The organism is Jezberella sp. (assembly GCF_964834465.1).
Window position 1 is genome coordinate 122,616 of record NZ_CBAZRM010000003.1, and the last position, 26,452, is coordinate 149,067.

At 51.0% G+C, this 26,452-nt stretch carries 27 protein-coding genes; 6 read left to right on the forward strand and 21 right to left on the reverse strand.

Annotation, left to right across the window (positions count from 1 at the left end; translation table 11 throughout):
- Nucleotides 1-37: 37 nt before the first annotated feature.
- The 16 genes from AC1W8Y_RS03270 to rpsB all read right to left on the reverse strand — a co-directional run bounded on the left by AC1W8Y_RS03270 (nucleotide 38) and on the right by rpsB (nucleotide 15,387).
- On the reverse strand, nucleotides 38-817 hold the full coding sequence (locus AC1W8Y_RS03270; RefSeq protein ID WP_482013034.1) for a TrmH family RNA methyltransferase: 780 nt from the start codon (nucleotides 815-817) through the stop codon (nucleotides 38-40).
- On the reverse strand, nucleotides 814-1,410 hold the full coding sequence (gene rnhB, locus AC1W8Y_RS03275; protein ID WP_482013035.1) for a ribonuclease HII: 597 nt from the start codon (nucleotides 1,408-1,410) through the stop codon (nucleotides 814-816). The genes AC1W8Y_RS03270 and rnhB overlap by 4 nt, the downstream gene beginning before the upstream one ends.
- On the reverse strand, nucleotides 1,397-2,584 hold the full coding sequence (gene lpxB / locus AC1W8Y_RS03280; protein ID WP_482013036.1) for a lipid-A-disaccharide synthase: 1,188 nt from the start codon (nucleotides 2,582-2,584) through the stop codon (nucleotides 1,397-1,399). The genes rnhB and lpxB overlap by 14 nt, the downstream gene beginning before the upstream one ends.
- On the reverse strand, nucleotides 2,581-3,375 hold the full coding sequence (gene lpxA / locus AC1W8Y_RS03285; RefSeq protein WP_482013037.1) for an acyl-ACP--UDP-N-acetylglucosamine O-acyltransferase: 795 nt from the start codon (nucleotides 3,373-3,375) through the stop codon (nucleotides 2,581-2,583). The genes lpxB and lpxA overlap by 4 nt, the downstream gene beginning before the upstream one ends.
- Nucleotides 3,375-3,830, reverse strand: coding sequence for a 3-hydroxyacyl-ACP dehydratase FabZ (fabZ, locus tag AC1W8Y_RS03290; protein WP_482013038.1), 456 nt, complete (start codon nucleotides 3,828-3,830; stop codon nucleotides 3,375-3,377). The genes lpxA and fabZ overlap by 1 nt, the downstream gene beginning before the upstream one ends.
- Before the next feature lie 42 nt (nucleotides 3,831-3,872).
- Complete coding sequence (gene lpxD, locus AC1W8Y_RS03295) at nucleotides 3,873-4,994, reverse strand: UDP-3-O-(3-hydroxymyristoyl)glucosamine N-acyltransferase (protein WP_482013039.1); 1,122 nt, start codon at nucleotides 4,992-4,994, stop codon at nucleotides 3,873-3,875.
- Between the two features lie 10 nt (nucleotides 4,995-5,004).
- Nucleotides 5,005-5,556, reverse strand: coding sequence for an OmpH/Skp family outer membrane protein (locus tag AC1W8Y_RS03300; protein ID WP_482013040.1), 552 nt, complete (start codon nucleotides 5,554-5,556; stop codon nucleotides 5,005-5,007).
- A gap of 94 nt (nucleotides 5,557-5,650) precedes the next feature.
- A complete protein-coding gene (bamA, locus tag AC1W8Y_RS03305) occupies nucleotides 5,651-7,918 on the reverse strand; it encodes an outer membrane protein assembly factor BamA (protein ID WP_482013041.1) in 2,268 nt (755 codons plus the stop codon).
- Nucleotides 7,919-8,081: 163 nt separating this feature from the next.
- Nucleotides 8,082-9,407, reverse strand: a complete 1,326-nt coding sequence (rseP, locus tag AC1W8Y_RS03310) for an RIP metalloprotease RseP (protein WP_482013042.1) — start codon at nucleotides 9,405-9,407, stop codon at nucleotides 8,082-8,084.
- Nucleotides 9,408-9,456: 49 nt separating this feature from the next.
- Nucleotides 9,457-10,674, reverse strand: a complete 1,218-nt coding sequence (locus AC1W8Y_RS03315) for a 1-deoxy-D-xylulose-5-phosphate reductoisomerase (RefSeq protein ID WP_482013043.1) — start codon at nucleotides 10,672-10,674, stop codon at nucleotides 9,457-9,459.
- A complete protein-coding gene (locus AC1W8Y_RS03320) occupies nucleotides 10,671-11,507 on the reverse strand; it encodes a phosphatidate cytidylyltransferase (protein ID WP_482013044.1) in 837 nt (278 codons plus the stop codon). Before AC1W8Y_RS03320 ends, AC1W8Y_RS03315 begins: the two co-directional genes overlap by 4 nt.
- A 3-nt stretch (nucleotides 11,508-11,510) precedes the next feature.
- Nucleotides 11,511-12,275: a polyprenyl diphosphate synthase gene (gene uppS / locus AC1W8Y_RS03325; RefSeq protein ID WP_482013045.1), complete on the reverse strand. Its 765-nt coding sequence runs from the start codon at nucleotides 12,273-12,275 to the stop codon at nucleotides 11,511-11,513.
- Nucleotides 12,276-12,289: 14 nt separating this feature from the next.
- Nucleotides 12,290-12,850 (reverse strand): ribosome recycling factor, encoded by a 561-nt coding sequence (gene frr / locus AC1W8Y_RS03330; protein ID WP_482013046.1) that lies wholly within the window; start codon nucleotides 12,848-12,850, stop codon nucleotides 12,290-12,292.
- A gap of 10 nt (nucleotides 12,851-12,860) precedes the next feature.
- Nucleotides 12,861-13,577 (reverse strand): UMP kinase, encoded by a 717-nt coding sequence (gene pyrH, locus AC1W8Y_RS03335; RefSeq protein WP_482013047.1) that lies wholly within the window; start codon nucleotides 13,575-13,577, stop codon nucleotides 12,861-12,863.
- An 85-nt stretch (nucleotides 13,578-13,662) separates the two neighbouring features.
- Nucleotides 13,663-14,541 (reverse strand): translation elongation factor Ts, encoded by an 879-nt coding sequence (tsf, locus tag AC1W8Y_RS03340; protein ID WP_482013048.1) that lies wholly within the window; start codon nucleotides 14,539-14,541, stop codon nucleotides 13,663-13,665.
- Between the two features lie 99 nt (nucleotides 14,542-14,640).
- Nucleotides 14,641-15,387 carry a 30S ribosomal protein S2 gene (rpsB, locus tag AC1W8Y_RS03345; protein ID WP_482013049.1) on the reverse strand — a complete coding sequence of 249 codons (747 nt, stop codon included), beginning with the start codon at nucleotides 15,385-15,387 and terminating at the stop codon, nucleotides 14,641-14,643.
- Between the two features lie 217 nt (nucleotides 15,388-15,604).
- On the opposite strand from rpsB, the gene map reads away from it, so the two are divergent.
- From map to AC1W8Y_RS03360, 3 genes are read left to right on the forward strand one after another with little or no spacing between them, the layout of a single operon-like run.
- Entirely contained in the window at nucleotides 15,605-16,408 is an 804-nt protein-coding gene (gene map / locus AC1W8Y_RS03350; RefSeq protein WP_482013050.1) for a type I methionyl aminopeptidase, read from the forward strand.
- A gap of 5 nt (nucleotides 16,409-16,413) precedes the next feature.
- Complete coding sequence (locus tag AC1W8Y_RS03355; RefSeq protein WP_482013051.1) at nucleotides 16,414-19,005, forward strand: [protein-PII] uridylyltransferase; 2,592 nt, start codon at nucleotides 16,414-16,416, stop codon at nucleotides 19,003-19,005.
- Nucleotides 18,995-19,489, forward strand: coding sequence for a disulfide bond formation protein B (locus AC1W8Y_RS03360; protein ID WP_482013052.1), 495 nt, complete (start codon nucleotides 18,995-18,997; stop codon nucleotides 19,487-19,489). The genes AC1W8Y_RS03355 and AC1W8Y_RS03360 overlap by 11 nt, the downstream gene beginning before the upstream one ends.
- Before the next feature lie 23 nt (nucleotides 19,490-19,512).
- On the opposite strand, the gene purF is transcribed toward AC1W8Y_RS03360, so the two are convergent.
- From purF to folC, 4 genes are read right to left on the reverse strand one after another with little or no spacing between them, the layout of a single operon-like run.
- On the reverse strand, nucleotides 19,513-21,027 hold the full coding sequence (purF, locus tag AC1W8Y_RS03365; RefSeq protein ID WP_482013053.1) for an amidophosphoribosyltransferase: 1,515 nt from the start codon (nucleotides 21,025-21,027) through the stop codon (nucleotides 19,513-19,515).
- Nucleotides 21,028-21,064: 37 nt separating this feature from the next.
- Nucleotides 21,065-21,553: a CvpA family protein gene (locus AC1W8Y_RS03370; RefSeq protein WP_482013054.1), complete on the reverse strand. Its 489-nt coding sequence runs from the start codon at nucleotides 21,551-21,553 to the stop codon at nucleotides 21,065-21,067.
- Complete coding sequence (locus AC1W8Y_RS03375) at nucleotides 21,550-22,416, reverse strand: SPOR domain-containing protein (RefSeq protein WP_482013055.1); 867 nt, start codon at nucleotides 22,414-22,416, stop codon at nucleotides 21,550-21,552. Before AC1W8Y_RS03375 ends, AC1W8Y_RS03370 begins: the two co-directional genes overlap by 4 nt.
- A gap of 4 nt (nucleotides 22,417-22,420) precedes the next feature.
- The gene (gene folC, locus AC1W8Y_RS03380; RefSeq protein ID WP_482013056.1) at nucleotides 22,421-23,725 is read right to left on the reverse strand and encodes a bifunctional tetrahydrofolate synthase/dihydrofolate synthase; all 1,305 of its coding nucleotides are present in this window, start codon (nucleotides 23,723-23,725) and stop codon (nucleotides 22,421-22,423) included.
- A 138-nt stretch (nucleotides 23,726-23,863) separates the two neighbouring features.
- Here folC and AC1W8Y_RS03385 point away from each other — a divergent pair, with 138 nt between their 5' ends.
- From AC1W8Y_RS03385 to AC1W8Y_RS03395, 3 genes are read left to right on the forward strand one after another with little or no spacing between them, the layout of a single operon-like run.
- Nucleotides 23,864-24,274, forward strand: coding sequence for a cupin domain-containing protein (locus AC1W8Y_RS03385; protein WP_482013057.1), 411 nt, complete (start codon nucleotides 23,864-23,866; stop codon nucleotides 24,272-24,274).
- Between the two features lie 3 nt (nucleotides 24,275-24,277).
- The gene (locus tag AC1W8Y_RS03390) at nucleotides 24,278-25,285 is read left to right on the forward strand and encodes a Bug family tripartite tricarboxylate transporter substrate binding protein (protein ID WP_482013058.1); all 1,008 of its coding nucleotides are present in this window, start codon (nucleotides 24,278-24,280) and stop codon (nucleotides 25,283-25,285) included.
- Entirely contained in the window at nucleotides 25,285-26,073 is a 789-nt protein-coding gene (locus AC1W8Y_RS03395; RefSeq protein WP_482013059.1) for an NRDE family protein, read from the forward strand. Before AC1W8Y_RS03390 ends, AC1W8Y_RS03395 begins: the two co-directional genes overlap by 1 nt.
- A gap of 2 nt (nucleotides 26,074-26,075) precedes the next feature.
- On the opposite strand, the gene AC1W8Y_RS03400 is transcribed toward AC1W8Y_RS03395, so the two are convergent.
- Nucleotides 26,076-26,414: a hypothetical protein gene (locus AC1W8Y_RS03400; protein ID WP_482013060.1), complete on the reverse strand. Its 339-nt coding sequence runs from the start codon at nucleotides 26,412-26,414 to the stop codon at nucleotides 26,076-26,078.
- Nucleotides 26,415-26,452 lie beyond the last annotated feature (38 nt).

Below are 26,452 nucleotides of genomic sequence, written 5' to 3' on the forward strand. Positions count from 1 at the left end.
GCTCTGAAGGCAGGCATGGGCTAACAATTGGTCTGGTCTATCGACCTCTATGCTGTCGACGTTGCTCAAATAAACAAATGGCGGCTGCAATCCCGACATTTAGCGATTCGACGGCCGCTTTGTCGTGGTGAATATTGATCCGCAGCTTTGCTTGAGACAAGATCTCAGGATCAACGCCCTGCCCTTCATGGCCGAACACCCAGGCACACTGGTCGGGTAATTTGGCGTCGTATAAGTCAGTCGATTTGTCTAGCGTCGTTGCAACGATAGGCAGACTGGTCGTTTTACAAATCTCTACCAAATCCAGTTGCTCATAGAGTTTGAGCGCAAAATGCGCACCTTGTGCGCTGCGAAGAACTTTAGGCGACCAGAGTGCTGCTGTGCCTTTTGCGCATAGTACGCGTTTGATCCCAGCAGCGGCACAGGTACGTAGTAACGTACCGACATTACCCGGGTCTTGAATACGATCCAATAAAACAATCGATTCTTCAAACCGTTTGGGCATGGTCCAAGTAGGCACATCGCAAACAAAGATGACACCCTGATCGGTTTGTACATCCGCTAAACCGGCCAGTAAGCCTGCGGGCATCGTGACACAAAGCTCTTGCGGCAATCTGTCAATCAACGCAGCCAGAGCAGGCTGTTCTACCCTGGCGATATCAAAGATTGCCAACCGGGGCAATTTATCGTGATCCAACCAGGATTGGCAAAGATGGATGCCATCGAACAGAACTGGCTCTTGACGACGACCTGCCGACGATTGCCATTTATACAGCTGTTTAAAAAGCGGGTTCGCGCGGGATTCAATGTGTTTCAAACGTTATCCAATAATTTTCTAACCGGCCCAAAGCTGCGTCGGTGCGCTGGGCAAGGCCCAAGTTGCGTCAAACGTTGCAAATGCAGCGCAGTGCCATACCCTTTGTGTTGTTCAAATGCATAGCCTGGGTAGCGCTCAGCAAGTCGCGATAAATCTGCATCTCTCGCTGTCTTGGCCAGTATAGACGCTGCTGAGATAGCAGCAACTTTTGAATCACCTTTAACGATAGTCTGAACCTCACACCTGAGCGAGGGGGGTTGATTGCCATCTACCAACGCAATCTGAGGATAAATAGTCAAACCGTGCACTGCCCGTTGCATCGCCAACAACGTTGCCTGCAAGATATTCATTTGATCGATTTCTTCGACAGAAGCGCTGGCGATACACCAAGCGAATGCTTGCTTTTTAATGATTGGTTCGAGCAAATCACGCTGCTTTTCACTCAGCTTTTTTGAATCGGCAAGCCCTGAGATTGGGCGTACTGGATCCAAAATCACGGCAGCTGCAAAAACGGCCCCTGCTAGCGGCCCTCTGCCCGCCTCATCCACACCAGCGACCACTTTGCCGACCCAAGACGAATCATCGAGAAGCATGAGCAACGTCGGCAATGACTTGGGCGGCAATCGTAGCCGTATCGCGCTTTAAGGTGTGGTGCATCTCAAGAAAACGCTCAGCAATCGCTCGCTGCCTGTTATCGTCGGTGAGTAGTTGCCAGACCGCCTCACTAAGTTTTTCAGGGGTTGCGTCGTCTTGCAATAACTCTGGCACGACAAATTCTCCCGCCAAGATATTGGGCAAACCGACCCAATCGAGATAGGGGCGCTCTTGTTTGGACTTCCAGGCCATGATTCTACGCATGAGCGCCGGCAGATAATAAGAAATCACCATCGGCTTCTTGAAAAGTGCTGTTTCAAGTGTTGCGGTGCCACTGGCCACCAGCACAACGTTGCTGGCTTCAATGACATCCCAGGCAATAGGTTTGCTGGCAGCGCTTAGCTCAGCACTTTGAGTCACAACCTGCAAACTTGGTAGGTTGAACTGCTTGGCCAGCTTTTCAAATTGCTGCCGACGAGCCTCGTTGACCATCGGCACAACAAACGACAGGCTCGAATCCCGCTTGAAGAGCCTCTCTGCCGTCGCTAAAAACCGAGGTGCCAACACCGCGATTTCAGAGGATCGGCTACCAGGCAAGATGGCGACAATTCTGGCGCTCACCTCAAGGTTCAGTCGTTGTCTGGCAGCGACTAAATCAGGGGTGAAAGGGATCGCGTCCGCCAGTGGATGTCCCACATAAGTGACTGGAATCCCTTCATTTTGATAAATCTCTTCTTCAAAGGGAAATAACACCAGCATATGCGAGACAGCCTGCTTGATTAAGCGGATACGTTCATAGCGCCAGGCCCAAATAGAAGGCCCCACGAGATGTACCGTCGGCGTGCCTGCTGCCTTGAGTTGCGCTTCAAGCCTAAGATTAAAGTCTGGTGCATCAATACCAAGAAAAACGTCGGGTGGTTTGTGCAACCAGCGTTGTTTAACATCTCGATGGATACCAATGAGCGTGGGCAATCGCTTTAACGCATCAACATATCCAAACACAGTCAAGGCATGCATGGGATGCCAGATATCAAGACCTTCATAGGCTAATGCGGGGCCACCAATCCCCTGGGCAATCACGTTTGGAGAAATGGCATTGAGGCCCTCTAAGACGCGGGCAGCAATCATGTCACCTGAGGGCTCGCCAGCGACGAGCCCGAGCGTCAAGCTCATGGTCGGAGAATGCCTCGGGTTGAAATCGCAAAGAAATCCAAAAACACCTGCAGTGCATTCGCGACACTTGGCTCAGCCTGCTGTTTTACCCGCAGGGCATCACAAGCGTCGGCCAAAACAAGGCCGTTACGATAAATGATTTTGTACCCTTCTTTGAGCGCTGCGATCTCTTGCGTAGAAAAACCGCGGCGTTTTAAACCTTCGGCATTGATACCAACAGGAGAGCAAGGGTTACCTGCCGCCATGACAAAAGGGGGCACATCAAGACGCAGTGCGCTGTGCCCACCTGTCATGCTATGCGCACCGACTCGGCAAAATTGATGCACTGCAGTCAAACCGCCAAGAATCGCCCAATCTTCAACATGAACATGCCCGCCTAATTGCACGCCGTTGGCTAAGATCGTGTTATCGCCTACTTGACAATCGTGGGCAATATGGACGTACGCCATGATCCAATTGTCGGATCCGACTCGAGTCACGCCGACGTCCTGTTGGGTACCCGTGTTGATGGTGACATATTCACGAACGGTATTTCGGTCGCCGATCGTGAGCTTAGTTGGTTCGTCTGCGTACTTTTTATCTTGAGGCATGCCACCGATAGAACAAAACCGGTAGAAGTTATTATGCTCACCAATAGTGGTATGGCCGTCAATCACACAGTGCGAGCCAATTTTTGTATAAGCCCCAATTGAAACGTTCGCGCCAATCACAGAAAAGGCACCGACACTGACCGTCGGGTCTATCCGAGACGCAGGATCAATAATCGCTGTGGGGTGAATGAGCTCAGACATCAGGCTTCCACAGAACGAATCGCACAGATCAGTTTCGCCTCGGCAACGACTTGATCATCGACCAGTGCACGCCCTTGATAGCGGCAAATACTGCGCCCAAGGCGTTCAGCTACGACTTCGAGAATCAACTGATCGCCTGGGACCACTGGTTTTCTAAACCGCGCATTGTCTATACCAGCCAGATAGTAGACACTATTTTCTTTATCAGTGGCGTCAAGACCACTACCTGTGACAATCGAAAGGACCGCCGCTGTCTGAGCCAACGCTTCGACAATTAATACGCCGGGCATCACTGGATGCTCAGGAAAATGCCCTGCAAAAAAAGCTTCGTTGATCGATACGTTTTTTAAGGTGCGGGCGTGCTCTCCAGGTACCAGTTCAAGTACTCGGTCGATTAATAATAAAGGGTATCGGTGTGGTAACACCGACATGATTTGCTTAATATCAAGTTGCATAACAATCCAATCAGCTATTCAGGCTGTATTTCACCACAGATATTATGAGTCGCGCTCAACCGTTCGCAGACGTTTACGCAATTGCGAAAGTTGCCCGATCACTGCTGCATTTTTCTGCCACTCAGCATGCTCAGCGAAGGGAAATACGCCTGTATACCTACCCGGTTTAGTGATGTTCGCGGTAACAGCAGTACCGCCCGAGATGTGTACATCATCGCCCAGCGTTAAATGCCCCGAGAGCATGGAGGCGCCCCCAATCGTGCAACGCTTACCGACTTTGGTCGAACCAGCAATCCCAACGCACGCAGCAATAGCAGTGTGCTCGCCAATCACGCAGTTATGCGCGATCATGATTTGATTGTCAAGCTTGACCCCGTTTTCAATGATGGTGTTTTCAAGCGCGCCACGGTCAATCGTCGTATTTGCACCAATTTCTACATCATCGCCGATCACTAGCTTACCTAATTGAGGGATCTTGCCCCACGCACCTTTACCTAGGGTTGGGTCAGGTGCAAATCCGAAACCATCAGCCCCCAGGACGGCCCCGCTATGAACGATCGCTCGCGCGCCAATGGACACGCTGTCATATACGCAAACCTTAGGATGCAACACGCTCGAGTCACCGATCGATACATCGATCCCTATGACTGTGCCAGCACAAATCCGAGCCATCGATCCCACAACAGATCGGGCGCCAATCACCGCATGTGGCCCGACCCAAGCACTGGGTGAGACAACTGCCGTCGGATCAACACACGCCGTTGGATGAATACCGGGTACGACCAACGATTGCCTCGCCGCATCAAACCACTGAGCGATTCTTGCGTACAGCAAATAAGGATGGGGCGAAACGACGCGAATAAAGCGCTGATTCAATAAACCGTGTTCAAGGTTGCCGCCATCGGCTGCTAGCAACGCGTCATTGATTTCAGGAAGAACAATCACCACCCGAGCGGTGGTTGTGTAAAGTTGTTCTAAATACTTGCTGTGAACGATAAACGAAATTTCGGTGTTGCCAGCACCAGCCAAAGAACCGATCCCAGCGATCTGTGGATCAGTATCCTCTTGGCATTCGGCGCAAACGCCCACCACAAGCGCGGCAGGCATTGCTGCAAGCAAACTGCTTAGCCTTGGCGCCCGATTAATATCCAGCAAAACGGGCATGGGCGGCCAATTAATTACCGAGAGCTTGGATCACCTTGTCGGTGATATCAATTCTTGGATTCACGGTGACAGCATCTTGAATAATGGCATCATAGTTCTCAGCTTCAGCAATTCGTTTGATGGCAACGTTTGCTTTTTCTACGATGGTCGCAAACTCTTCGTTGCGACGACGATTGAAATCTTCTTGAAACTCACGGCGTTTGCGCTGAATATCAGCATCTTGGCCAGCCAGCTCACGCTGACGTTTGCCACGTTCAGACTCAGACAGTACGGGCGCATCTTTCTCGAACTTTTGCGCAGACGCCTTCAACGAATTAGCAATTCTTTGCAGGTCTTCATCGCGCTTTTTGAACTCAGCCTCGATCTTTGCCTGAGCGGCACGAGCAGGCGATGAGTCACGCAGAATCTTCTCAGTATTGACAAAACCGATCTTTGATCCCTGAGCATTCGCAGCTTGTAAGCCTGACAAGCTCAAAGCGATCACACAAGCAACGACACCCGAACTCAACACACGGCCAACTGGAGCTAAGGTAGATAAAGACTTATAAGCGGTAGAAAACATTTGTAAAGGTCTCGATAAATCAAAGGAATTTAAGTACGTATTGTGCCACTAAATATAAAACCAAATTGTCTTGCAATAGTTACAGTCATCCAGCTTAGAAGCCAGTACCGATTTGGAACTGGAAGTTCTGCGTAATGTCAGTAGAGGATGCATTAAGCGGACGAGCATAGGAAAGCTGCAAGGGACCCATTGGGGATTCCCAAGACAAACCAACCCCCATCGAATATCTCAGCTGGCTGAAATCGATGGCCTGATCCACGCCATAGCCGTTGTTACCGTAGACTTGACCGGCGTCAGCAAAGGCATACCATCTGAGGGTTCGATCTTTCTGACTACCTGGGAATGGGAAGTAAAACTGGGCATTACCCACAACCCGCTTCGAGCCCCCCAGATAAGTGCCTGTTACAGGATCGATGGGCCCAAGCGTATTGGGTGAATAGCCTCGAACCGTACCAATACCGCCTGCATAAATGTCTTTGATGATCGGGTATGGATTATCGCCATAACTCTTACCGTAATCAAATAGTGCATTGAATGCGAGGGTATAGTCGCGACCAATGGGCATGTAGTACTGTTGCTGAGCTGAGAACAGGTAATATTGAAGATTCAACGTGCCAACATCAAGCTTTAAGCGGGTAAAAGACCCCTTGGTTGGTGCGACTGCACTGTCACGAGTATCTTTTGCCCAGCCAGTATTCAAAATAACAGCGTTAGTCTGTTGGCCATAGTTGGCAACATACGAGTAATACGTCGCAGGTGACGTGTCATACAAAGATATCTTACTTTGCTCAACGTTGGCACCCAAGAAGATACGATCAAACTCGGTGATTGGCACGCCAAAGCTCAGCCCAGCGCCAATCGTTTGAACTTGGTAAGTACCTGGGTTATTCGAATACGGCACCATATTCCGGTAGTAGATCGAAGCAGTTCTGCTGATCCCATCGTTGGTGAAGTAAGGGTCGGTGTGTGACAACACGGCTGAAGAATTACCGCCAGTGGTCGACACATTCGCACTGGTCGATAACTGCAACGTCAGATTTGTACCGCTACCGAACGCGTTTTGCTCAGAGATACCGGCAGTCAAGAGGACGCCTTGCACCTGACCATAACCGACACCCAAGTTCAGCTGACCCGTTGGCTTCTCGACTACATCCATCAAGACATCCACCTGGTCTGGTGACCCAGGGACAGGTTCGGTCGATACTTTCACTTCTTTGAAGTAAGCCGTACGCTCGAGCCTATCCTTGGATAACTTGATGCTATTTGAGTCGTACCACGCGGCTTCCGCTTGTCGAATTTCACGGCGAACCGCTGAGTCTTTGGTGCGTTGATTACCGGCAATCTGCACCCGTCGGACATAAACCCGACGACTAGGATCAACGTAGAAAGTTAAATCAGCGGTATGTTTTTCTTTGTTGAGAATCGGATTTGGATTCACATTGGCAAACGCGTAACCGAGGCTCGCCAGATAATCAGTAATGGATTTGGACGTGGCGTTGGTTTTAGAACCATTAAAAACGTCGTCCGCTTTTACCTGCACCAACTGCTCGATTTCCTGATCCAAGCCGAGCAAGTTACCAGCAAGTTTGACATTGTTAATGGTGTAAGGCTCGCCTTCGCTGATGGTCACGGTAACGAAAATATCCAAGCGATCAGGAGAAATCGTGACTTGAGGGGGTTCAGCTTTGTACTCAAGATAGCCACGATCAAGGTAAAAGGATTTCAAACTCTCGAGATCCTTGTCTAGCTTTTCACGCGAATACTTGTCGGTATCCGTATACCAAGTCAACCAACCAGGTGTGGTCAACGTGAAAAGCTTCTTCAAATCAGACTCTTCAAAGGCTTTACTGCCAACAATTTTGATCTCGTTAATCTTTGCAACTTTGCCTTCGAAGATATCAAAGTTGATGCCAACGCGATTGCGAGGCAGAGGCGTAATCGTCTCAGATACTTCAACGCCATATTTACCCTTCGATAAATATTGTTGCTTGAGCTCAAACTTCGCCTGTTCGAGCATTGCTTTATCAAATACACGCCCTTCTCCGAAACCCACTTGGCGCAGGGTATCGATGATGGTCTTAGACTCAAACTCGCGCATGCCCGTAAAGGCAACAGACGCGATAATCGGACGTTCTTGGACGACAATCACGGCAACAGACCCAGCGGTCTCTATCCGAACATCAGTGAACAAACCCATCGCATACAGACGACGGATAGATTCAGTTGCTAGTGCATCGTCGAATTTCTGACCGACTTTGAAAGGCAACTGTGCAAAAATTGTACCGGGATCGGTTCTTTGTACCCCTTCAACACGGATATCCGTCGGAACAAAGGGCGTAAAAGCCGAGGCTAACAAAGGCATTGTGCATACCAGCGCGAGCAACAGCTGAAGACCGCAACGGGCAAGTGGGGCGAGGCAATTTGAGCTGAAACACTTACGGCTGGCGAACATCCTGGATAACCTTTGAGTACGTCTAAAGAAGAAATCGACTAAGCGGAAGTACGGATTTTAAGCTAGAACTGGATTAACTTAAAAGACGCACAACATCATTAAAAAGAGCGAGTACCATTAAACAAGCCAACAAGCCCATCCCTGCCTTTTGAGCGAGAAGCAGCAGCTTCTCTGGCGGCGGGCTGCCTTTGATAATCTCGATCAGATAGTACAGCAGATATCCGCCATCCAACATCGGGATCGGCATCAGATTAAGAACACCCAAACTGATGCTAATGAGCGCCAGAAAACTAATGTAAGGCGACCAACCCAGTTTTGCCGTTTGACCCGCATAATCTGCAATCGTCAGGGGGCCACTCACGTTGCGCCAAGAGACCTGGCCGATAATCATCTTACCCATCATTTTGACAGAAAAAACGGCAGTCTCTCGTGTACGAATAAGGGCCTGCCAAATACTGTCCACTAAACCATATTGAACCAAGGCGTGGCCAGCATCCCCAGATAGTTGAACGCCAATGCGTCCGGCAGCCGAACCATTTTCAAGCAATTCGCGTCGTGGGCGAACATCGACATTGATTTTGTTACCGTCGCGTTCGATCGTCAAACGCACTAACTGTTCTGGCTTGGCCTGAATAAAGTCTATGAACTGAGCGACATCTGGGTCATGCAAATCACCCACGGACCGAACCTTATCGCCTGCCCGCAAACCAGCAAGTTCACCAGCACTGCCGGCAGTAACCGCGTTGATGACAGGTCTCCCCTGACTCAGACGCAAGCCCGCTGTGCTCAAAGGATCGCTATTCACCGAATCACGTGAGAGCTCGAGTTGAATATGTTTGGTGAGTGCTAACCCCTGGCGGTCAATCTTCAGATCAACCTCACCACCGTCGGAAATTGCCTGCACCAGTTGATAGCGGACTTGGCCCCAAGAAAGCGTCCCCACCTCATTGACTGCAGTAATTCGGTCGCCCATCTGTAAGCCTGCTCGCGACGCTGCCGTGTTTTGCTCGATCACCGACAGTACTGGCAACGGCTCTTTGACACCGACCAAATTCAAACCGGCGTAGAGCGCCACCGCCAACACCAAATTAAAGACAGGCCCCGCAGCAACAATAGCGAACCGGGCTGCAATTGGCTGATTATTGAATGCACGTTTGAATTCTTGAGCAGGGGCGTTAACGGCAGTTTCTTCGAGCATCTTGACATAGCCACCAAGCGGGATCATCGAAACAGCCCACTCTGTACCGTGTTTATCGGTTCGCTTAAATAAAACCTTGCCAAACCCAATAGAAAATCTCAACACACTCACGCCACAAGCGCGAGCGACAGAATAGTGACCCAGCTCGTGGAAAGTGATGAGCACGCCCAGCGTGACAAAGAAAGCAAGGATAGTCATCATAAATTACGTAAGCCTGTCACCTGCGTTGTCATTGGTCTGCGCTGCGCGATTAATGTGATGTTAACAGTGACTCGGTAACAAAATGTTCAGCGTCCAACCTCGCCCGCTGATCGAGTGCCAAGACATCGTCCAAGCTATTTGGCGCAGAGGTGTCACGAGCACTATACCCCTCTAGGGTTTTGTGTATCACTCTCGGTATATCCAAGTATTTCAGCCCGCGATCCAGAAAAGCGGCAACCGCTACTTCATTGGCGGCATTTAATGCAATACAAGCGCCCTGCCCAGCGGCCAAAGCCGAAAAAGCCAATTGCAAGCATTCAAATTTTCGTAAATCAGGCGCCTCGAAATCTAATCGACCGTGCCCCACAAGATCCAACGCGCCGACACCAGAAGGTATCCTATCGGGAAAACCAAGACCATAAGCGATGGGCGTGCGCATATCCGGTAGACCCAGTTGAGCAACCACAGACCCATCTTCATACTCAACCATTGAATGGACAATACTTTGAGGATGAATGACGACACTGATTTTCTCTGCAGGCATTGCAAACAGCCAGTGTGCCTCGATCACTTCAAGACCTTTATTTAGCATGGTTGCAGAGTCGACAGAAATTTTTCTACCCATCGACCAATTGGGGTGCGCGCATGCCTGATCAGGTGTCACAGACGCAAGCGCGTCGAGCTTGGTCAATCGAAACGGCCCCCCGGAGGCAGTCAATACAAGGCGGCGCACGCCTATGGGTGACGTGCTGGGCGCATTGGCTCGAGTGTTTTGAGGCAGACATTGAAAGATCGCATTATGCTCACTGTCGATGGGTAACAGTTCAGCCCCATGCTGGCGAACCGTATTCATGAACAGATGCCCCGCTGCCACGAGTGCCTCTTTGTTCGCCAAAAGAATTCGCTTGCCGGCACGGGCTGCTGCCAAGGCAGATGGCAACCCTGCCGCACCAACAATGGCAGCCATCACAATCGGGCTTTCAGCATCTGCAGCCGTTTCTTCGAGCGCTTTGGCACCAACCCGAATCTCTGGCATCTCGATCGCAGAGGGCCAGACATCGATAAATCTGAGGCGTGCTGCATCGTCTGGCACAACAGCGACCTTAGCCCTTGTCTTGGCGCATTGAGCGGCGAGTGCCTCGATCCGACTATGGGCAGATAGCGCATAAATCCCAAAACGATCTGGATGCCGGGCAATCACATCGAGCGTACTTTCACCAACCGATCCAGTCGACCCAAGAACAGTGACCAATGCGATTTTTTTCATAGAAACTCGGTCAACGCGAAAGCGAGCGGAACCACTGCAATCACAGCATCGATTCTATCCAGCACCCCACCGTGTCCGGGTAACAAATGACTCGAGTCCTTGACGTTCGCACGGCGTTTGAGCAATGACTCAAATAAATCCCCAACGATGGACAGGGCTGCGAGTAGCACGGCGAACCCGGTCGCAGCAACACCCCCCCAAACCCGAACGAGTTCAGCACCGAAGGTATGGGGCCATTGTGCCGAAATGATGACCCATGCCACGACGGCAATCACACCAAACAACGCCCCCTCAATCGTCTTGCCCGGACTGATTCGGCTGGCAAGCTTGCGACGTCCAAAGGCCTTGCCGCCGAAATAGGCCGCGATATCTGCCACCCAGATCACCACCAACAGCGAGAACAGGTAAAGCGCGCCTCGTTCAAGAAAGAGCACAGCTAAACACGACCAAGTTGCCGCTAAAGCAATCACGCCAAACGTCGTCCATCCAACAGACCGCGGGCAAGCAGAGACATCGCCTTTAACGACGGCTGGCACGCCCAAAGCACCCCACGCCATCACACAAGCTAACACCAGTGCTTCTAGCAACACGGCATCCGCATGCGGATCGGCAACCCAGACGCTGGCTTGAAAAAGACTGGTAATCAATAAGACACAAGCGGTGAGTCGAGCAAACCAGCTCGGCTGGTTCATCGTCAAACGAAGCCACTCCCAGCAACCGCAAGCGCAGGTGATGCATAAGAAAATCAACAACGGCCAAACACTGGGTGTCGTCAATGTGCCGGCAAGAATGGCAAGTAGAACAACTGCGGTGATGACCCGTTGTCTCAGCATGGGTCAGCGTGCAACCGAAGACGTCAACTGCTCGCTGGTTCGACCAAAACGACGCTCTCGATGGCGATACCATTCGCACGCTTCCAGAATCTGATCTTCGCCGAAATCGGGCCAATAGCAATTCGTAAAATAGAGCTCTGTGTAAGCCATCTGCCAAATCATAAAATTTGAAATACGCTGTTCGCCCCCCGTTCTTATAAACAAATCGGGTTCGGGTGCCCAAGACATCGCCAGATGTTTCGATAGCGCACTTTCGTCAATTAACTCAGGTTGCTGGGCCAGCCCTGGTTCAGCGGCAATCATTTTTTTAGTGGCGTTTAAGATATCCCAACGCCCGCCATAATTTGCTGCAATGCTCAGATGAAGCGTGTCATTGTGTGCTGTTGCTGCCTCTGCTTGAGCGATGAGTTCTTGCAATCGGGGTTCGAACGCCGACGTATCACCCACCACATGCAGACGAATGCCCTGTTCTTCTAGTTTTTTAACTTCTTTTTCGAGTGCTTGAATAAACAAGCGCATCAAAATGGATACTTCGTCGACAGGCCGTCTCCAGTTTTCAGAACTGAAGGCGAATAGTGTTAAATACCGAACACCAAGCCTGCCGCATGCTTGGACAGTGCGAGTCACGGCTTGAACGCCTTTCGCGTGTCCGACGGTTCGAGGCAACATGCGCTGTGTCGCCCAACGACCATTGCCATCCATAATGATCGCAATATGTCGTGGGATTTCAGACGTCACCGGTACTTCTCGCGTTGAGCTGATCGCCATATCGATGGACGGTATTAAACCGTCATGATCTCTGCTTCTTTCTGCACGATTAACTTATCAACTTCGACGACACACTTGTCGGTAATCTTCTGAACGACATCTTGTGATCGACGCTCGTCATCTTCAGAAATCTCTTTGTCTTTCACCAGTTTTTTGAGTGCTTCATTAGCATCGCGACGAAGATTGCGAATGGCGATTTTTGCATCTTCGCCCTCGGATTTAACTACCTTCGCCAAGTCGCGACGACGCTCTTCAGTGAGTGCAGGCATCGGAACTCGGATGTTGTCCCCCATCCCGATCGGATTCAATCCCAAATCTGAATCACGAATGGCTTTTTCAACCACTGAGCCCATGTGCTTTTCCCACACCTGCACGCTCAGCGTTCTTGCATCAAGCAAGTTGACGTTCGCCACTTGGCTGAGAGGCACCGGTGAACCGTAGTATTCAACTTGTATGTGATCCAAAATGCCTGCGTGGGCTCGGCCCGTGCGAATTTTCGCAAGATTTGCTCTCAGGGTGTCGATCGACTTACCCATGCGAGATTCGGCAGATTGTTGAATATCAGAGACACTCATGGAGTTTCCTTTATACGTGTACCAACGTGCCCTCATCCTCGCCACTCACCGCTCTTTTGAGCGCACCTGGCTTATTGATTGAGAACACGCGAATAGGGAGTTTTTGATCTCGACAGAGCGCAAAGGCGGTCGCATCCATGACTTCAAGACGCTTACCGATTGCCTCATCAAACGAGATTTTATGATAGCGAGTAGCGGACGGATCCTTTTTAGGATCAGCGGTGTAAATCCCGTCAACTTTTGTCGCTTTTAAAACAATCTCGGCACCGATTTCTGCGCCCCGAAGTGCAGCAGCCGTGTCTGTTGTAAAAAACGGATTGCCGGTGCCGGCAGCAAAAATAACGACCTTTCCTTCTTCGAGATAACGCAGAGCCTTAGGACGAATATAGGGTTCAACGACCTGCTCGATATTCAACGCCGACTGAACCCTTGCATCGACACCCCGATGTTTCAGGGCATCTTGTAGCGCCAGCGAATTCATCACCGTTGCCATCATGCCCATATAGTCGGCCGTCGCGCGATCCATCCCTTGCGCACCAGGGGCAACGCCTCTGAAAATATTACCGCCACCAATCACGATCGCAAGCTGCACACCCATCGCAACCACTTCAGCGACCTCTTCTGTCATTCGAACAATGGTGCTTCGATTGATCCCAAAGGCATCATCCCCCATGAGCGCTTCGCCAGACAATTTAAGTAACGTTCTTTTGTGTTGCTTGCTGGTCATGGCGGCTATCTCGCGAGAAATATGGGTGAATGAAGTTTAGACGATTGCGACCCCACTGTCGTAGCGTGGGGTCAGCCAAGACAGGTTAAGCAGTCCCGGCAGCGGCCGCAGCAACTTCAGCAGCAAAATCGCTCGTCTTTTTTTCAATCCCTTCGCCAACGATGAACAGAGCAAAATTCGCCACAGCAGCGTTTTTCTCTTTGAGCATCTGGGCGACCGACTGCTTGTCGTTCTTGACGAAAGGCTGTGACGTCAACGCAACTTCTTTCAAGAACTTCTGGACTGAACCTTCGACCATTTTTTCGACGATTTCAGCTGGCTTCCCGGATTCAGCAGCTTTCAAACGAGCAACTGAACGCTCAGCCTCTTTGTCTGTTTCTGAAACACCCGTCTCATCAACCGCACGAGGCTTGGTCGCCGCAATGTGCATGGCCAGGTCTTTACCGACTTCATCAGCACCCGAGTAATCCACCAATACGCCGATTTTGCCACTGTGAACGTAGCTCGACAGCTTATTACCCGTCACAAAACGCTGAAAACGGCGAATAGAAATATTCTCACCAATTTTGCCAATCAACGCAGTACGGATGGAATCGACGGTGCCGTCTCCCATCGGCGCAGCAGCAACCGCTGCAACATCGGCGAGATCCGAGGTTGCGATCAGTTTTGCCAGATCATTGACGAAACCCACGAAATCATCGTTTTTGGCAACGAAATCTGTTTCGCAATTCACTTCAATCACGGCGCCTTGTTTCGCGTCTGGGGAGATAAACAAACCAATCAGGCCTTCGGCCGTCACGCGTGTGGCGGCTTTGCTCGCCTTGCTACCCAGTTTGACGCGAAGAATCTCTTCTGCCCTGGTCATATCGCCGGTTGCCTCGGAGAGCGCTCTTTTGCACTCCATCATGGGTGCATCTGTTTTCTCGCGCAGTTCTTTAACCATTGCAGCGGTAATTTCGGCCATGTTTGCTCCTGGAATTTTACAAAAAGCACCCCGAACAAACGCCGGGGTGAGGGGTTACTGCTAGCCGGTGCACGGACCGGCGAGTACGACAACAGCCAACTAGGCTTGTTCGTCGTCTACTTCAACAAACTCTTCATCAACCGCCAGTTCTTCAACTAAGCCATTCAGATTTTGCGCACGCCCTTCGAGCACCGCATCGGCAACACCTTTTGCATAGAGTGCAATTGCCTTGGCAGAGTCATCATTACCGGGAATCACGAAATCGATGCCATCGGGCGAGTGGTTGGTATCAACGACGGCAACCACTGGGATACCCAATGTCGTTGCTTCAGCAACAGCAATCTTGTGATAGCCTACGTCGATAATAAAGATCACGTCTGGCAAGCCATTCATGTCCTTGATGCCACCGATTGATTTATTCAGCTTGTCGAGTTCACGCTGGAACATCAAGCCTTCTTTTTTCGTCAAACGCTCAGTACCACCTTCAGCAGCCATGATTTCCATGTCTTTCAGGCGCTTAATTGAGCTCTTGACGGTTTTGAAGTTGGTCAGCATGCCGCCAAGCCAACGACTATCAACAAAAGGCATCCCAGCACGGGCTGCTTCTTCAGCAATAATTTCGCGAGCCGCACGCTTGGTGCTCACAAACAAGACTGTGCCGCCTTTAGCAGCCGTTTGCTTGACAAACTTGATCGCGTCTTGGTAGTTGGCAACCGTTTTTTCGAGGTTGATGATGTGAATTTTGTTACGATGGCCGAAAATGAAGGGGGCCATTTTTGGATTCCAGTAGCGGGTCTGATGACCAAAGTGCACACCGGCTTCAAGCATTTCGCGCATTAACGACATAATAGGTATTGCTCCGAGGGTTGTGTCTGGTATTGGGCTTGCACCTGTCTGTACATCATCTGTAACAGCCAAGCACCCTGGTTGCCCAACACGCGATTAGGGTTTTTGTCACGTTGATTCATCTGCGCCAAGCAGATTAAACATCGTACAAATACCAATAAAAAAACTAGGTAAGCCTATAATTCTACTATCTTTCACCACTAATGTTCAAGTCGCCATGGGTTTAGTTACAAATAAAGCAGATCTCGACAAAATGAGAGCCGCCTGTCAGGACGCCGCAAAAGTACTGGATTACATCACCCCATATGTCAAAGCAGGGGTAACAACCGGTGAACTTGATCAACTTTGCCTGAAATATTTAACGGAAGTCTTACACGTCACTTCCGCGACAGTTGGCTACGCACCACCGGGTTATCCGCCCTTCCCTGGTGCCATTTGCACCTCGATTAACCATCAAGTCTGTCATGGGGTGCCCGGCGATCGAGTGTTAAAAAACACCGATGTGTTGAACATCGACGTCACGATCATCAAAGATGGCTGGTTTGGTGACACCAGCCGGATGTACTACATCGGAGAGCCATCCATCTTGGCCAAGCGATTAACCGAGACAACTTACGAGTGCATGTGGTTGGGCATTAACCAAGTAAAACCTGGCAATACCTTGGGCGACATTGGTCATGCCATTCAAAAGCATGCGGAAAAAGCCGGCTTCTCGGTCGTGCGCGAGTTTTGTGGCCACGGGATCGGTCAAAAGTTTCACCAAGAACCTCAAGTGCTTCACTACGGCAAACCTGGTACGGGCCCCAAGCTTGAGCCCGGGTTGATTTTTACCATCGAGCCCATGATCAATGCAGGAAGACGTGAAATTCGCCAGCTGGCCGATGGTTGGACTGTCGTCACCAGAGACCACAGTCTTTCAGCACAATGGGAACACACCATTCTCGTGACTGAAACGGGTTTCGAAGTATTAACCGTCTCAGAGGGGATGCCCGCTCAACCTACCTTTGCTCAGCAACATTAAGGCGCATGGACGATCAACAGGCCATCAGGGACATTGCGAAAGAGGTTCAGCGCGCACGAGAACTCGCCATTGCTGAATACCGCACAAAATCGGCTTCAGATCGATTGCTGGTGTCGTTACGGCGTGCTGCAGACCAAGCTCTTAGCCGTCTGCTTGAAGCCTGTCCGTTACCACGAGGCGCCGCCTTGGCCGCCGTCGGAGGTTACGGTCGCGGTGAACTCTATCCCTATTCAGATGTAGATGTTTTGATCCTGTTGCCACGCGATCCAAACCCCGCCGAAGAGGATTTATTGCGCACTTTTGTCGCGGCAATGTGGGATATCGGTTTAGAACCTGGTTACAGTGTGCGAACGATCGATCAGTGCTTAACCGAGGCGAGTGCGGATATCACGGTCGAGACGTCAATGCTTGAGAACCGCTGGGTTGCAGGCAGTCGTTCGCTTGTCAAACGGTTTGCTGCCGCAATGACCGCACGCATTGATGCACGCAAATTCTTTCAGGCCAAACGTGCCGAAATGCAACAGCGACATGCTCGCTATCAAGACACCCCATACTCGCTTGAGCCGAATTGCAAAGAATCACCCGGTGGCCTCAGAGACCTTCAGGTCATTATGTGGATGGCGAGAGCCGCGGGTTTTGGCAAAAGCTGGCAAGAGATATCCCGAGCAAGTTTATTGACAGCCAAAGAAGGTCGAGATTTACGGCGAGCCGAGCAAGCTTTCAAAAGACTGCGTATCGAGTTACATCTGTTGACCAAGCGCCGGGAAGATCGACTGCTCTTTGACTTGCAACATGGGCTCGCCCTTGCCTATGGCATCGAAGCGAGCCAGACTAGACGCGCTAGCGAAATTCTCATGCAACGCTATTACTGGGCCGCCCGTCTGGTCACGCAGCTCAACACCTTACTGGTCGAGAATCTCGAAGAACGGCTGTTCCCCACACCTGAGCATGATGTTCGCATTATCGATGCCTATTTCGTCAATAGACACAATCGGATTGATATTTCGCGCGACAGTATTTTCGAACAGACGCCCGCTCTCTTGTTGAAAGTCTTTTTGGTGATGCAACAACATCCAGAGATTGACGGTTTAACGGGCCGCGCGTTGCGAGCCATTTGGCACAACCGACATCGGATTGATGCCAAGTTCAGACGCGACCCAGAAAATAAAAAGACGTTTCTGCAGATTCTTCAACAACCGCAAGGGCTGGTACACGCGCTACGCCGAATGACCATGTTGAATATCTTGCCGAGATATTTGCCGCCTTTCAGACGTATCGTTGGTCAGATGCAACATGATTTGTTTCATGTGTACACAGTCGATCAGCACACCCTCGCGGTTATCCGTAACCTTCGACGCTTCACCATGCCAGAACACGCTCAAGAGTATCCACTTGCGTCGCGACTCGTGGCGAGTTTTGAGCGTCACTGGCTGTTATACGTGGCCGCACTCTTTCACGATATTGCAAAAGGGCGCGGTGGTGATCACTCTGAACTGGGTGCAATCGAGGTAAAACGGTTTGCGAGCGCGCACGGTCTCGATAAAGCCGATACCGAACTGGTCATTTTTCTGGTGTCCGAGCACCTGCAGATGTCGCAAGTGGCGCAAAAAAGAGACTTGTCTGACCCTCATGTCATACAAGCGTTTGCGACGAGAGTCAAAGATGCGAGGCACTTAACTGCGTTGTACCTCTTAACGGTCGCAGATATCAGAGGCACCAGTCCGAAGGTCTGGAATGCCTGGAAAGGCAAATTACTGGAAAGCCTCTTTCAGTCGACACTTGCGTTATTCGGTGCAGAACCACAAGCTTCGAACTCTGTGCTGAAGCGACGCACAGCCGAGGCCATTCGTCTCACTAATCTGGCCGGTATCCCGGACGAGAATCGTGAGCGATTCTGGGATCAACTGGACGTTGCTTATTTTTTACGCCATGACGCAAGCGATATCGCATGGCATACAAGACATCTCAACTACCAATCTCAAACCGACCAAGTCATCGTCAAGGCTCGTCCGACAACGGGTGATGAAGGCCTTGAAGTCATGGTCTACACCAAAGACATGCCAGATCTTTTTGCTCGGATTTGCTTGTTTTTTGGTGCTAAAGCGATGAGTATTCTTGACGCAAAGATTCACACCACACGTCGTGGCTATGCGCTTGACAGTTTTGTGGTGATGCCAGCTGTTGAATCTGAAGAATTGCGCACTTTGGCACCAATGGTCGAACATGAACTAGCGTTACAGCTTCAGATGAACGACGGCACGTTGCCCAAACCTCAACACCTTTTAGATGCGCGAACGTCGAGAATCTCAAGAGCGTTCCCTGTTCCTCCACTGGTGCAGATGTATCCAGACGAGGGAAGCCAGAGCTGGCGATTAGAGATTACCGCCACCGACCGGCGGGGGCTGTTGAGCAACATTGCTGAGAGTTTTGTCGCGTATGGGATCTCGGTACAAACCGCAAAAGTCATGACCCTAGGCGATCGAGTAGAAGACGTTTTTGTTATCAGTGGAGAATGCTTGCAACAACCGCGAACTCAACGACAATTTGAACGATCCCTGCTTGATGCACTTTCTGAGACTTTAAAAAATGCTGCTTGAAAAAAAAATATTCGCGTTGATCTCGATGTTATGTCTCGCCGGGCTCAGTGCGGCGCTCGTTTCTCAACATATCTTCGGTCTGCTGCCGTGCGCTTGGTGTGTCTTGCAAAGACTGATCTATTCCGTCATCGGCCTCATCGCAGCCATGCTGACTTTCACACCCTACAAAAGATGGTCAACGCTGCCGGCAGGGCTTGTCATCCTTGCACTGTCTTTTGCAGGCATCGCGGCTGCTTGGTATCAAACCCATTTTGCTGCAAAAACCTTTTCTTGTCGTCTCGGCTTCGCCGATAAACTCATTAGCAGCTCAGGGCTTGACGAGGTTTTTCCGTGGTTTTTTGGGATTTATGCCAGTTGCGCGGATGCAGTCGTTCGTGTGTTAGGGTTGGATTATTCTGACTGGAGTTTGATACTTTTTGGCTTGCTTGGTGTGTTGGCGACCGTTATCACGGTCAGGTCGTTTAACAAACGAGCGATCCGTTAGCACGACCTGCCGATGATCAAACGCTAGTTTTCTTCGGCGGCGTACCCCATATTGAAGAGTAAGCCACCCGAGTCCTCTTGAGAATGTTTGCGAGATTGACCAAGCTGTTCAAGGTAGGCTGGGGTGATATCGCCAGTGATATATTCGCCCGTGAAACAGGATGTGTCGAATTGCCTCAAGGCTGGATTTAAGTCGGTGATCGATCGCTCCATGGCATCGATATCTTGATACACCAGCGCATCTGCACCAATCAGTTTGGCTATCTGATCATTATCCCGGCCCGTTGCAATCAGCTCGTTCTGGGTGGGCATATCGATGCCATACACGTTTTGATAACGCACTGGGGGCGCAGCAGACGCCATGTAGACTTTGTTTGCACCCGCCGCTCGAGCCATATCAACAATCTCGCGACTGGTCGTGCCTCGTACGATCGAGTCATCAACGAGCAAAACATTCTTGCCCTTGAACTCTAGACCGATAGTGTTGAGTTTTTGTCGGACAGATTTTTTTCTAACTGACTGGCCAGGCATGATGAAGGTACGGCCAATATAGCGATTCTTAATGAGACCTTCGCGATAATTCAGATTCAACCGCGCTGCCAACTGCATCGCTGCGGGTCTGGATGAATCAGGGATGGGCATTACCACATCGATGTCACCAAGCCGCAGGTTACGGGCCAATTTGTCGGCCAAGTATTCACCCATGCGCAGTCGAGCACCATAAACTGAGACACCTTCTAACACCGAGTCGGGGCGAGCAAAATACACATATTCAAAGATACAGGGAGCGTGTATCGCCCCTTCGGAACACATCTGACTCGACACTTTGCCATCGAGCGAAATAAACACGGCCTCGCCCGGAAGAATATCGCGAACGAAGACAAACCCCGTCCCCTCTAAGGCAACCGATTCAGACGCCACCATCCACTCAACCCCATCTGGGCCGTCGAAGCGACCCAGACACAACGGCCGGATACCGTTCGGATCTCTGAACGCTAAAAGCCCGTAACCTGAAATCTGGGAGATCACCGCGTAAGCGCCCTTCACCCGTTGATTCACGGATTTCACTGCACGAAAGATCGCCCCTTCATCCAAGGTAACGCCATTGGCCGCGGTCTGCAATTCATGAGCAAGTACATTGAGCAACACTTCTGAGTCAGAGTTGGTGTTGATATGCCGCTGATCGATTCTGAATAAAGACTCACGTAATTCGCGCCAATTCGTTAAATTGCCATTATGGGCAAAAGTAATACCGAAGGGGGCGTTGACATAAAAAGGTTGCGCTTCCTCTACGCTGTCGCTCGATCCGGCCGTTGGATAACGGACTTGGCCAATACCACTGGTACCGGGTAAAGAGCGCATATTGCGGGTGCGGAACACATCTCTCACTAACCCGTGGGCCTTATACATATTGAAATGATTGCCGTTTGAGGTCGCAATCCCAGCTGCATCTTGGCCGCGATGTTGCAACAACAACAAACTATCGTAGAGCAGCTGATTGACTGGACCACGTCCAATGACCCCAACGATTCCGCACATATGTTGATCCTGTGATGAAAAATGAATAGCAACTGAATTAGTAAGGCAACCAGCTTTGAAACGTCACCGGCACGCGTCTCTTGATTTCTTGAACGACATGCACCACTGGGGTTGAAAACATGGCGTTTTTCCACCAGACCTCATTGGGCAATGGGGTGAAACCAGCAATCGTCACCAACAGTAATATAAAAAGTGCCCCTCGAACAAGGCCGAACAGCGCACCTAAACCGTGATCAGCCGGCGTCAAACCTGTCTTGCTGATTAACGCATGTAATGTCATGTTGACCAACCCAACAAGCAACAAGACGCAAGCAAAAATACCAATATAGGCCAATGCCATCCTAACGATACTCTGACTGACCCATGCTTCAAGCAAATCTGTTGCTGCCGGCCCCCACCAAATCGCCGCAAGAAAGGCCAAGGCGTAGGCAACGAGAGACAAGATTTCTTTCAATAACCCTCGGATCAAGCCGAGAATGGCGGAAACGCCAAGAACAGCAAGCAGGACGAAGTCGAAGCCAGTCACTGCGGAATGATATACGCGTTACCAAAGCCAAGCGTTCGCAGGCGGGTTTGCGCTGCCTGGGCAGATTCTTTTGTCGCAAACGGCCCCGCTCTCACCCGATAATACTGTTTACCGGACACCTCGGCTGGGCCATCGACATATGCATTACTGACACCTTGGGCCACCAGTTTGTCGCGCTGGGCGTGAGCGTCGGATTGCACGTCAAGCGATACGGCTTGAACCACAAAGTTAGCCTTGGTCGGGCCACGCGCCACGGCGCTTGCCTTATTGGTCTCTGCTGTGTTCGCAGTTGCCGAAGTACTCGGGGCTCGCCCCTCAAGCAAGGCGAGTGCTCGGCTGCCATCATCAGTACGGGCAGTTTCTTTCGTTGGTTTGGTCTCTTTTGCCTCTTTTTCTTTTTGAGTAGCTGGAACAGGCTTTAGTTCAGCGGTCTTTTTGACCTCTGGCTTAACTGCCGCAGGAGGAACAACGACGGCATCGGGCACAGTACTGGGGGGCGCATCAGGCGCATTTGCTGTCGCTGCGGCAGCCGCCATTTCAGCACTTGGCAAGGCTTGGGGGCTAGACACATTTCCCGCGGCACCGTTGGAGGCGACGGGCGCTGGATCACTTAAGTTAGGTTGGAACGGAGAATCTTGGCGGGGGATTTTGACCGTGATCTTATCTGCGCCGGACTGTGGCTCGGCATCTAACAACATGGGCAAAACCACGACCGCCGCAAGCACCAGCGCAACGGCACCTGCAAGCCTGCGCCTAGCCCGCACCCTCAGTTCAGCAGCTTGAGCCTCACTCGATACCGAGGGTCGTGGTTTCGCAGCCGGCTTGCGACTCGCAGAACCTTCTTTTCTGGAAAACAATCCCATATATTTACGCCGTTACCTTCTCTATCGCACCAGCAACCGTTAGAAACGATCCGAATACTACGATTCTATCATCCACCTTGCAATTGACTTTCGCTTGAGCATAAGCAAGCTCAACGGTATCGAACGAGGTAATCGTCGGTTTTTCTGCTGGCGCCTCTGGCATTGTCGCCAGGGTTTCTTGCACTCGTTGCGCCAGTTGTTGGCCCGTCAAGCCTCTGGGGCCAGGCAATCCAGCACAGAACCAAAAATCAATGCGATGAGCGAGGTGTTTGACGACCCCCTCGACATCCTTATCTGACAGCATGCCAAACACAGCATAGGTGTAGGGGTGAAAGCCCATGTTACCGAGATTCTTCTCTAAGACGGCTGCCGCATGTGGGTTATGAGCGACATCCAGAATCGTCAACGGCTGCCCGGGCAATAGTTGGAATCTGCCAGGAAGTGATGCTTGCAGAAAGCCCAGCCTCACTGCTTGCTGCGGTACTGATAGCCGGTCTCGTAGCGACTCGAGTGCCGCCAACGCGGCAGATGCATTAAGCAACTGGTTGGCCCCTCTGAGCGCGGGATAAGCCATGGCATTGCGTCGTTGCGCACGCCCCGCAAATGCCCACTGTTGCCGATCGCCAGAGTAGTTGAAATCGCGACCAAATAACCACAGATCTGCACCGATGCTCGCGGCATAATCGAGTAGCGACTGAGGCGGCGATGGGTCGCTGCAAATAGCGGGTTTACCTGATCTGTAGATGTGAGCCTTCTCTTTGCCAATCGTGTCACGAGTGTTGCCAAGCCATTCGACATGATCAATATCGACACTGGTGACGATCGAACAATCTGCATCAACGATATTTACTGCATCTAGTCGACCACCTAGCCCGACCTCAAGCACCATGACATCCAGTTTGGCCCTGTTAAACATCGCCAGCACCGCGAGCGTCGTGAATTCAAAATAAGTGAGCGATACGCCCTGCCGAGCAGCCTCAATACGCGCAAACTCGGTGACGAAGTCACTATCACTAACAATCTTGCCGTTAATACGGGCTCGTTCGTTGAATTTGATTAAATGGGGAGAGGTATAAAGCCCTACTTTGTAACCCGCAGCAAGCAAGATTGCCTCAAGCATGGCGCAAGTAGAACCCTTGCCATTGGTACCACCCACCACAATTTTGATGGCAGAGGTTTCTAAATCGAGCCGCTCTGCGACCTGTTTGACTCGAGCGAGCCCCATGTCAATGCTGTTAGGGTGAAGTTGCTCAAGATAGGTTAGCCATTCGTCAAGAGATGAGTCTTCACTGGGAACATGGTGTTGCATTCGGATACGTTCGCTCTTCCAACGATCAAGACTGAATTTTACCAGTGAGGCTCAAGTCACTTTGGACTAGACGGTCGGATCAGAGGTAACAATATGTAAAATCCCCCAACTCGGATCATTTATTTCAAGGACAACGTGATGACGATCGAATCAGATCCTGTTCCACCCTGGTTGGTTAGAGAAGCAGACGTTGTAGGCTATCACCCTGCAAACCACACGGGTACCTTGAACAAACGACTGATCAGCCAAGCCAATGTCGGCGCCAAACATGTCGAAGTGTTGCTTGGTCAGATTGAGAAGAATCAAGGCGCCCTACCCCACGCCCATCCTGGCATTGAACAGGTATGTTATCTGCTGAGTGGCACGGCGCAGGTGTCAGTTAACGGTGAGCGTGCCAGGATGGTCGCCGGGGATTGTTGTTTTCTACCGCCCGATTTACCGCATTCATTTACGGTCACCAGCGATGAGCCCGCTCGCGTGCTGGTGATTTATTCGCCACCCTACGAAGAATCTCCTGAAAGAGTTATCCGTCATTTTTCCAAGGATTAAATCATGCTTGTTGCTATCTCTTCTTTGCCTCGATCTCTTTTGCGTATGGCGGTTGCAAGTCTATTAGGTGTCATGGCATTGACAGCTAACCCCGCGTTTAGCCAAAGCGCTCAATCTTCTTACCCGTCTCGTGCGATCACCTTGGTGGTACCTTTCCCCGCTGGATCTGGGACAGATGCGATTACTCGAATTGTTGCGACCGAGTTGAGTAGCATTCTTGGACAGTCGGTGGTGGTTGAAAATAAAGCGGGCGGCAACGCCACCATCGGTGCCCAGTTCGTTGCAAGAGCCCAGCCTGATGGCTACACCCTGCTCGTGGCAACAAATACGCCTTTATCGGCAGCGCCCTGGTTGATGAAGTCAGTTTCTTACGATCCGATCAAGGATTTCACGCCGATTGCTCGAGGCGGCAATCTGCCGTTTATGCTGGTGGTGAATCCAAAGTTGCCTATCCAATCGGTGCAAGATCTGGTGGCACTGGCCAAGAAAAGTCCGGGCAAGATGAACTATGCGTCAGGTAACAGTACGGGGATCGTGGCGGGTGCCACCCTTGGTGCACGCGCAGGGATCGATGTGGTTCATGTCCCTTATAAGGGGACACCACAAGCGATGACAGATGTCATCGGCGGACAAGTCGACTTCATGTTCACCGATTTCGCGTCAGGCGCACCGTTTGTCAAAAGCGGACAATTGAAAGCGCTATCGGTTTCGTCGGCTGCTCGCAGTGCGCTGGCACCTGATCTTGCGTCGATGCTTGAAGGTGGGGTCAAGAATTTTGATCTGGTGTCCTGGAATGGGTATGTCGGCCCTGCCAACATGCCACCTGATGTTGTTGCCAAATTGAACACTGCATTTAATCAAGTACTGAGTAAACCCAACGTCAAAGCACGGCTGGCTGACCTTGGTTTCGACGCGTTCAGCGGCCCGCAACCAGAATTCGCTAAGTTCGTCGCTGATCAGTTGGTGCTGTGGGGCGAGTTGATCAAAGGTGCTGGGATACAGCCTGAATAATGTGCCTCGCTGTTATTGCTTACCAGCGCTCTGCGCGTTGGCCATTGGTGATTGCGACGAATCGAGACGAGTTTCATTCGAGACAAGCAAGTCCTGTCGCCCGTTGGACGGATCACCCAACCATTATTGCTGGCCGTGACTTAACGGGCGGTGGCACCTGGATGGGGGTCAATACGGCCGGCAAGATTGCGCTCTTGACCAATTACCGTGAGCCTGGTCGCAATATCCCTGATGCCCCGTCACGCGGTCAATTAACGGAAGCCTTTTTGCTTGCAGAGGACTCCGCGCAATCCTATGTACGTTCGCTTGAAGACCGCATGAATCATTACAATGGTTTCAACTTGTTGATCGGTGATGCGCGCGAACTTTGGTATGTCTCCAACAGATCAACGCTATCGCCACAAAAATTAACGCCGGGCGTGTTTGGTTTGTCGAATGCTGAATTGCAAACGCCTTGGCCCAAGCTTATCAAAACCAGACAAGCCGTTGCCGCGCATCTTGAGTCTATCGATGTCACTGATGCGGACCCTGATCCTGAAATATTATTTAAGGTGATGAATGACCGTCAAACACCCTCTGACGACGAACTGCCATGCACGGGCATCGGGATTGAACGTGAGCGAATGTTAGGTAGCCCCTTTATTACCAGCTCAGCATATGGCACGCGTTGCACAACCGTTGCCATGTTTCACACGGACGGCACCGTGATGCTGTATGAACGTTCTTTTGATCCGGAGGGTGATGCAACTGGCACAGTCAAATGGCGTACAACACACGCCGAAAAATAAATTCACCCACCGATTTGCAATGGATGCCAACGGACTTCGTCCTTCGTTGAGATGTTGTAGCCGCGTTGCCTGAGCGCATCGGCATCTAAGCGGTTGAGACGGCACAATAATCCCTGATCACAAGTACGATCCATGACCACATAGCCGACTTCAACGTCTTTTTGAGCTAGCACGTAATGTTCATTGGGCGTCAAATTGCGCAGCGCAGAATGAACACTCACCGCACTCATCAGCCGATGGCTTAACCAAGTACCTTTGACAATGACCTCGCAGCGCCCGTCTTGGCGTACCCGCCAAACACGATTCAGTGCTGGGATTTTTTGATCGAATTTTTTGATCATTAGCGGTATCAGTCCATGATGAATCGGTTGCTGTTGTT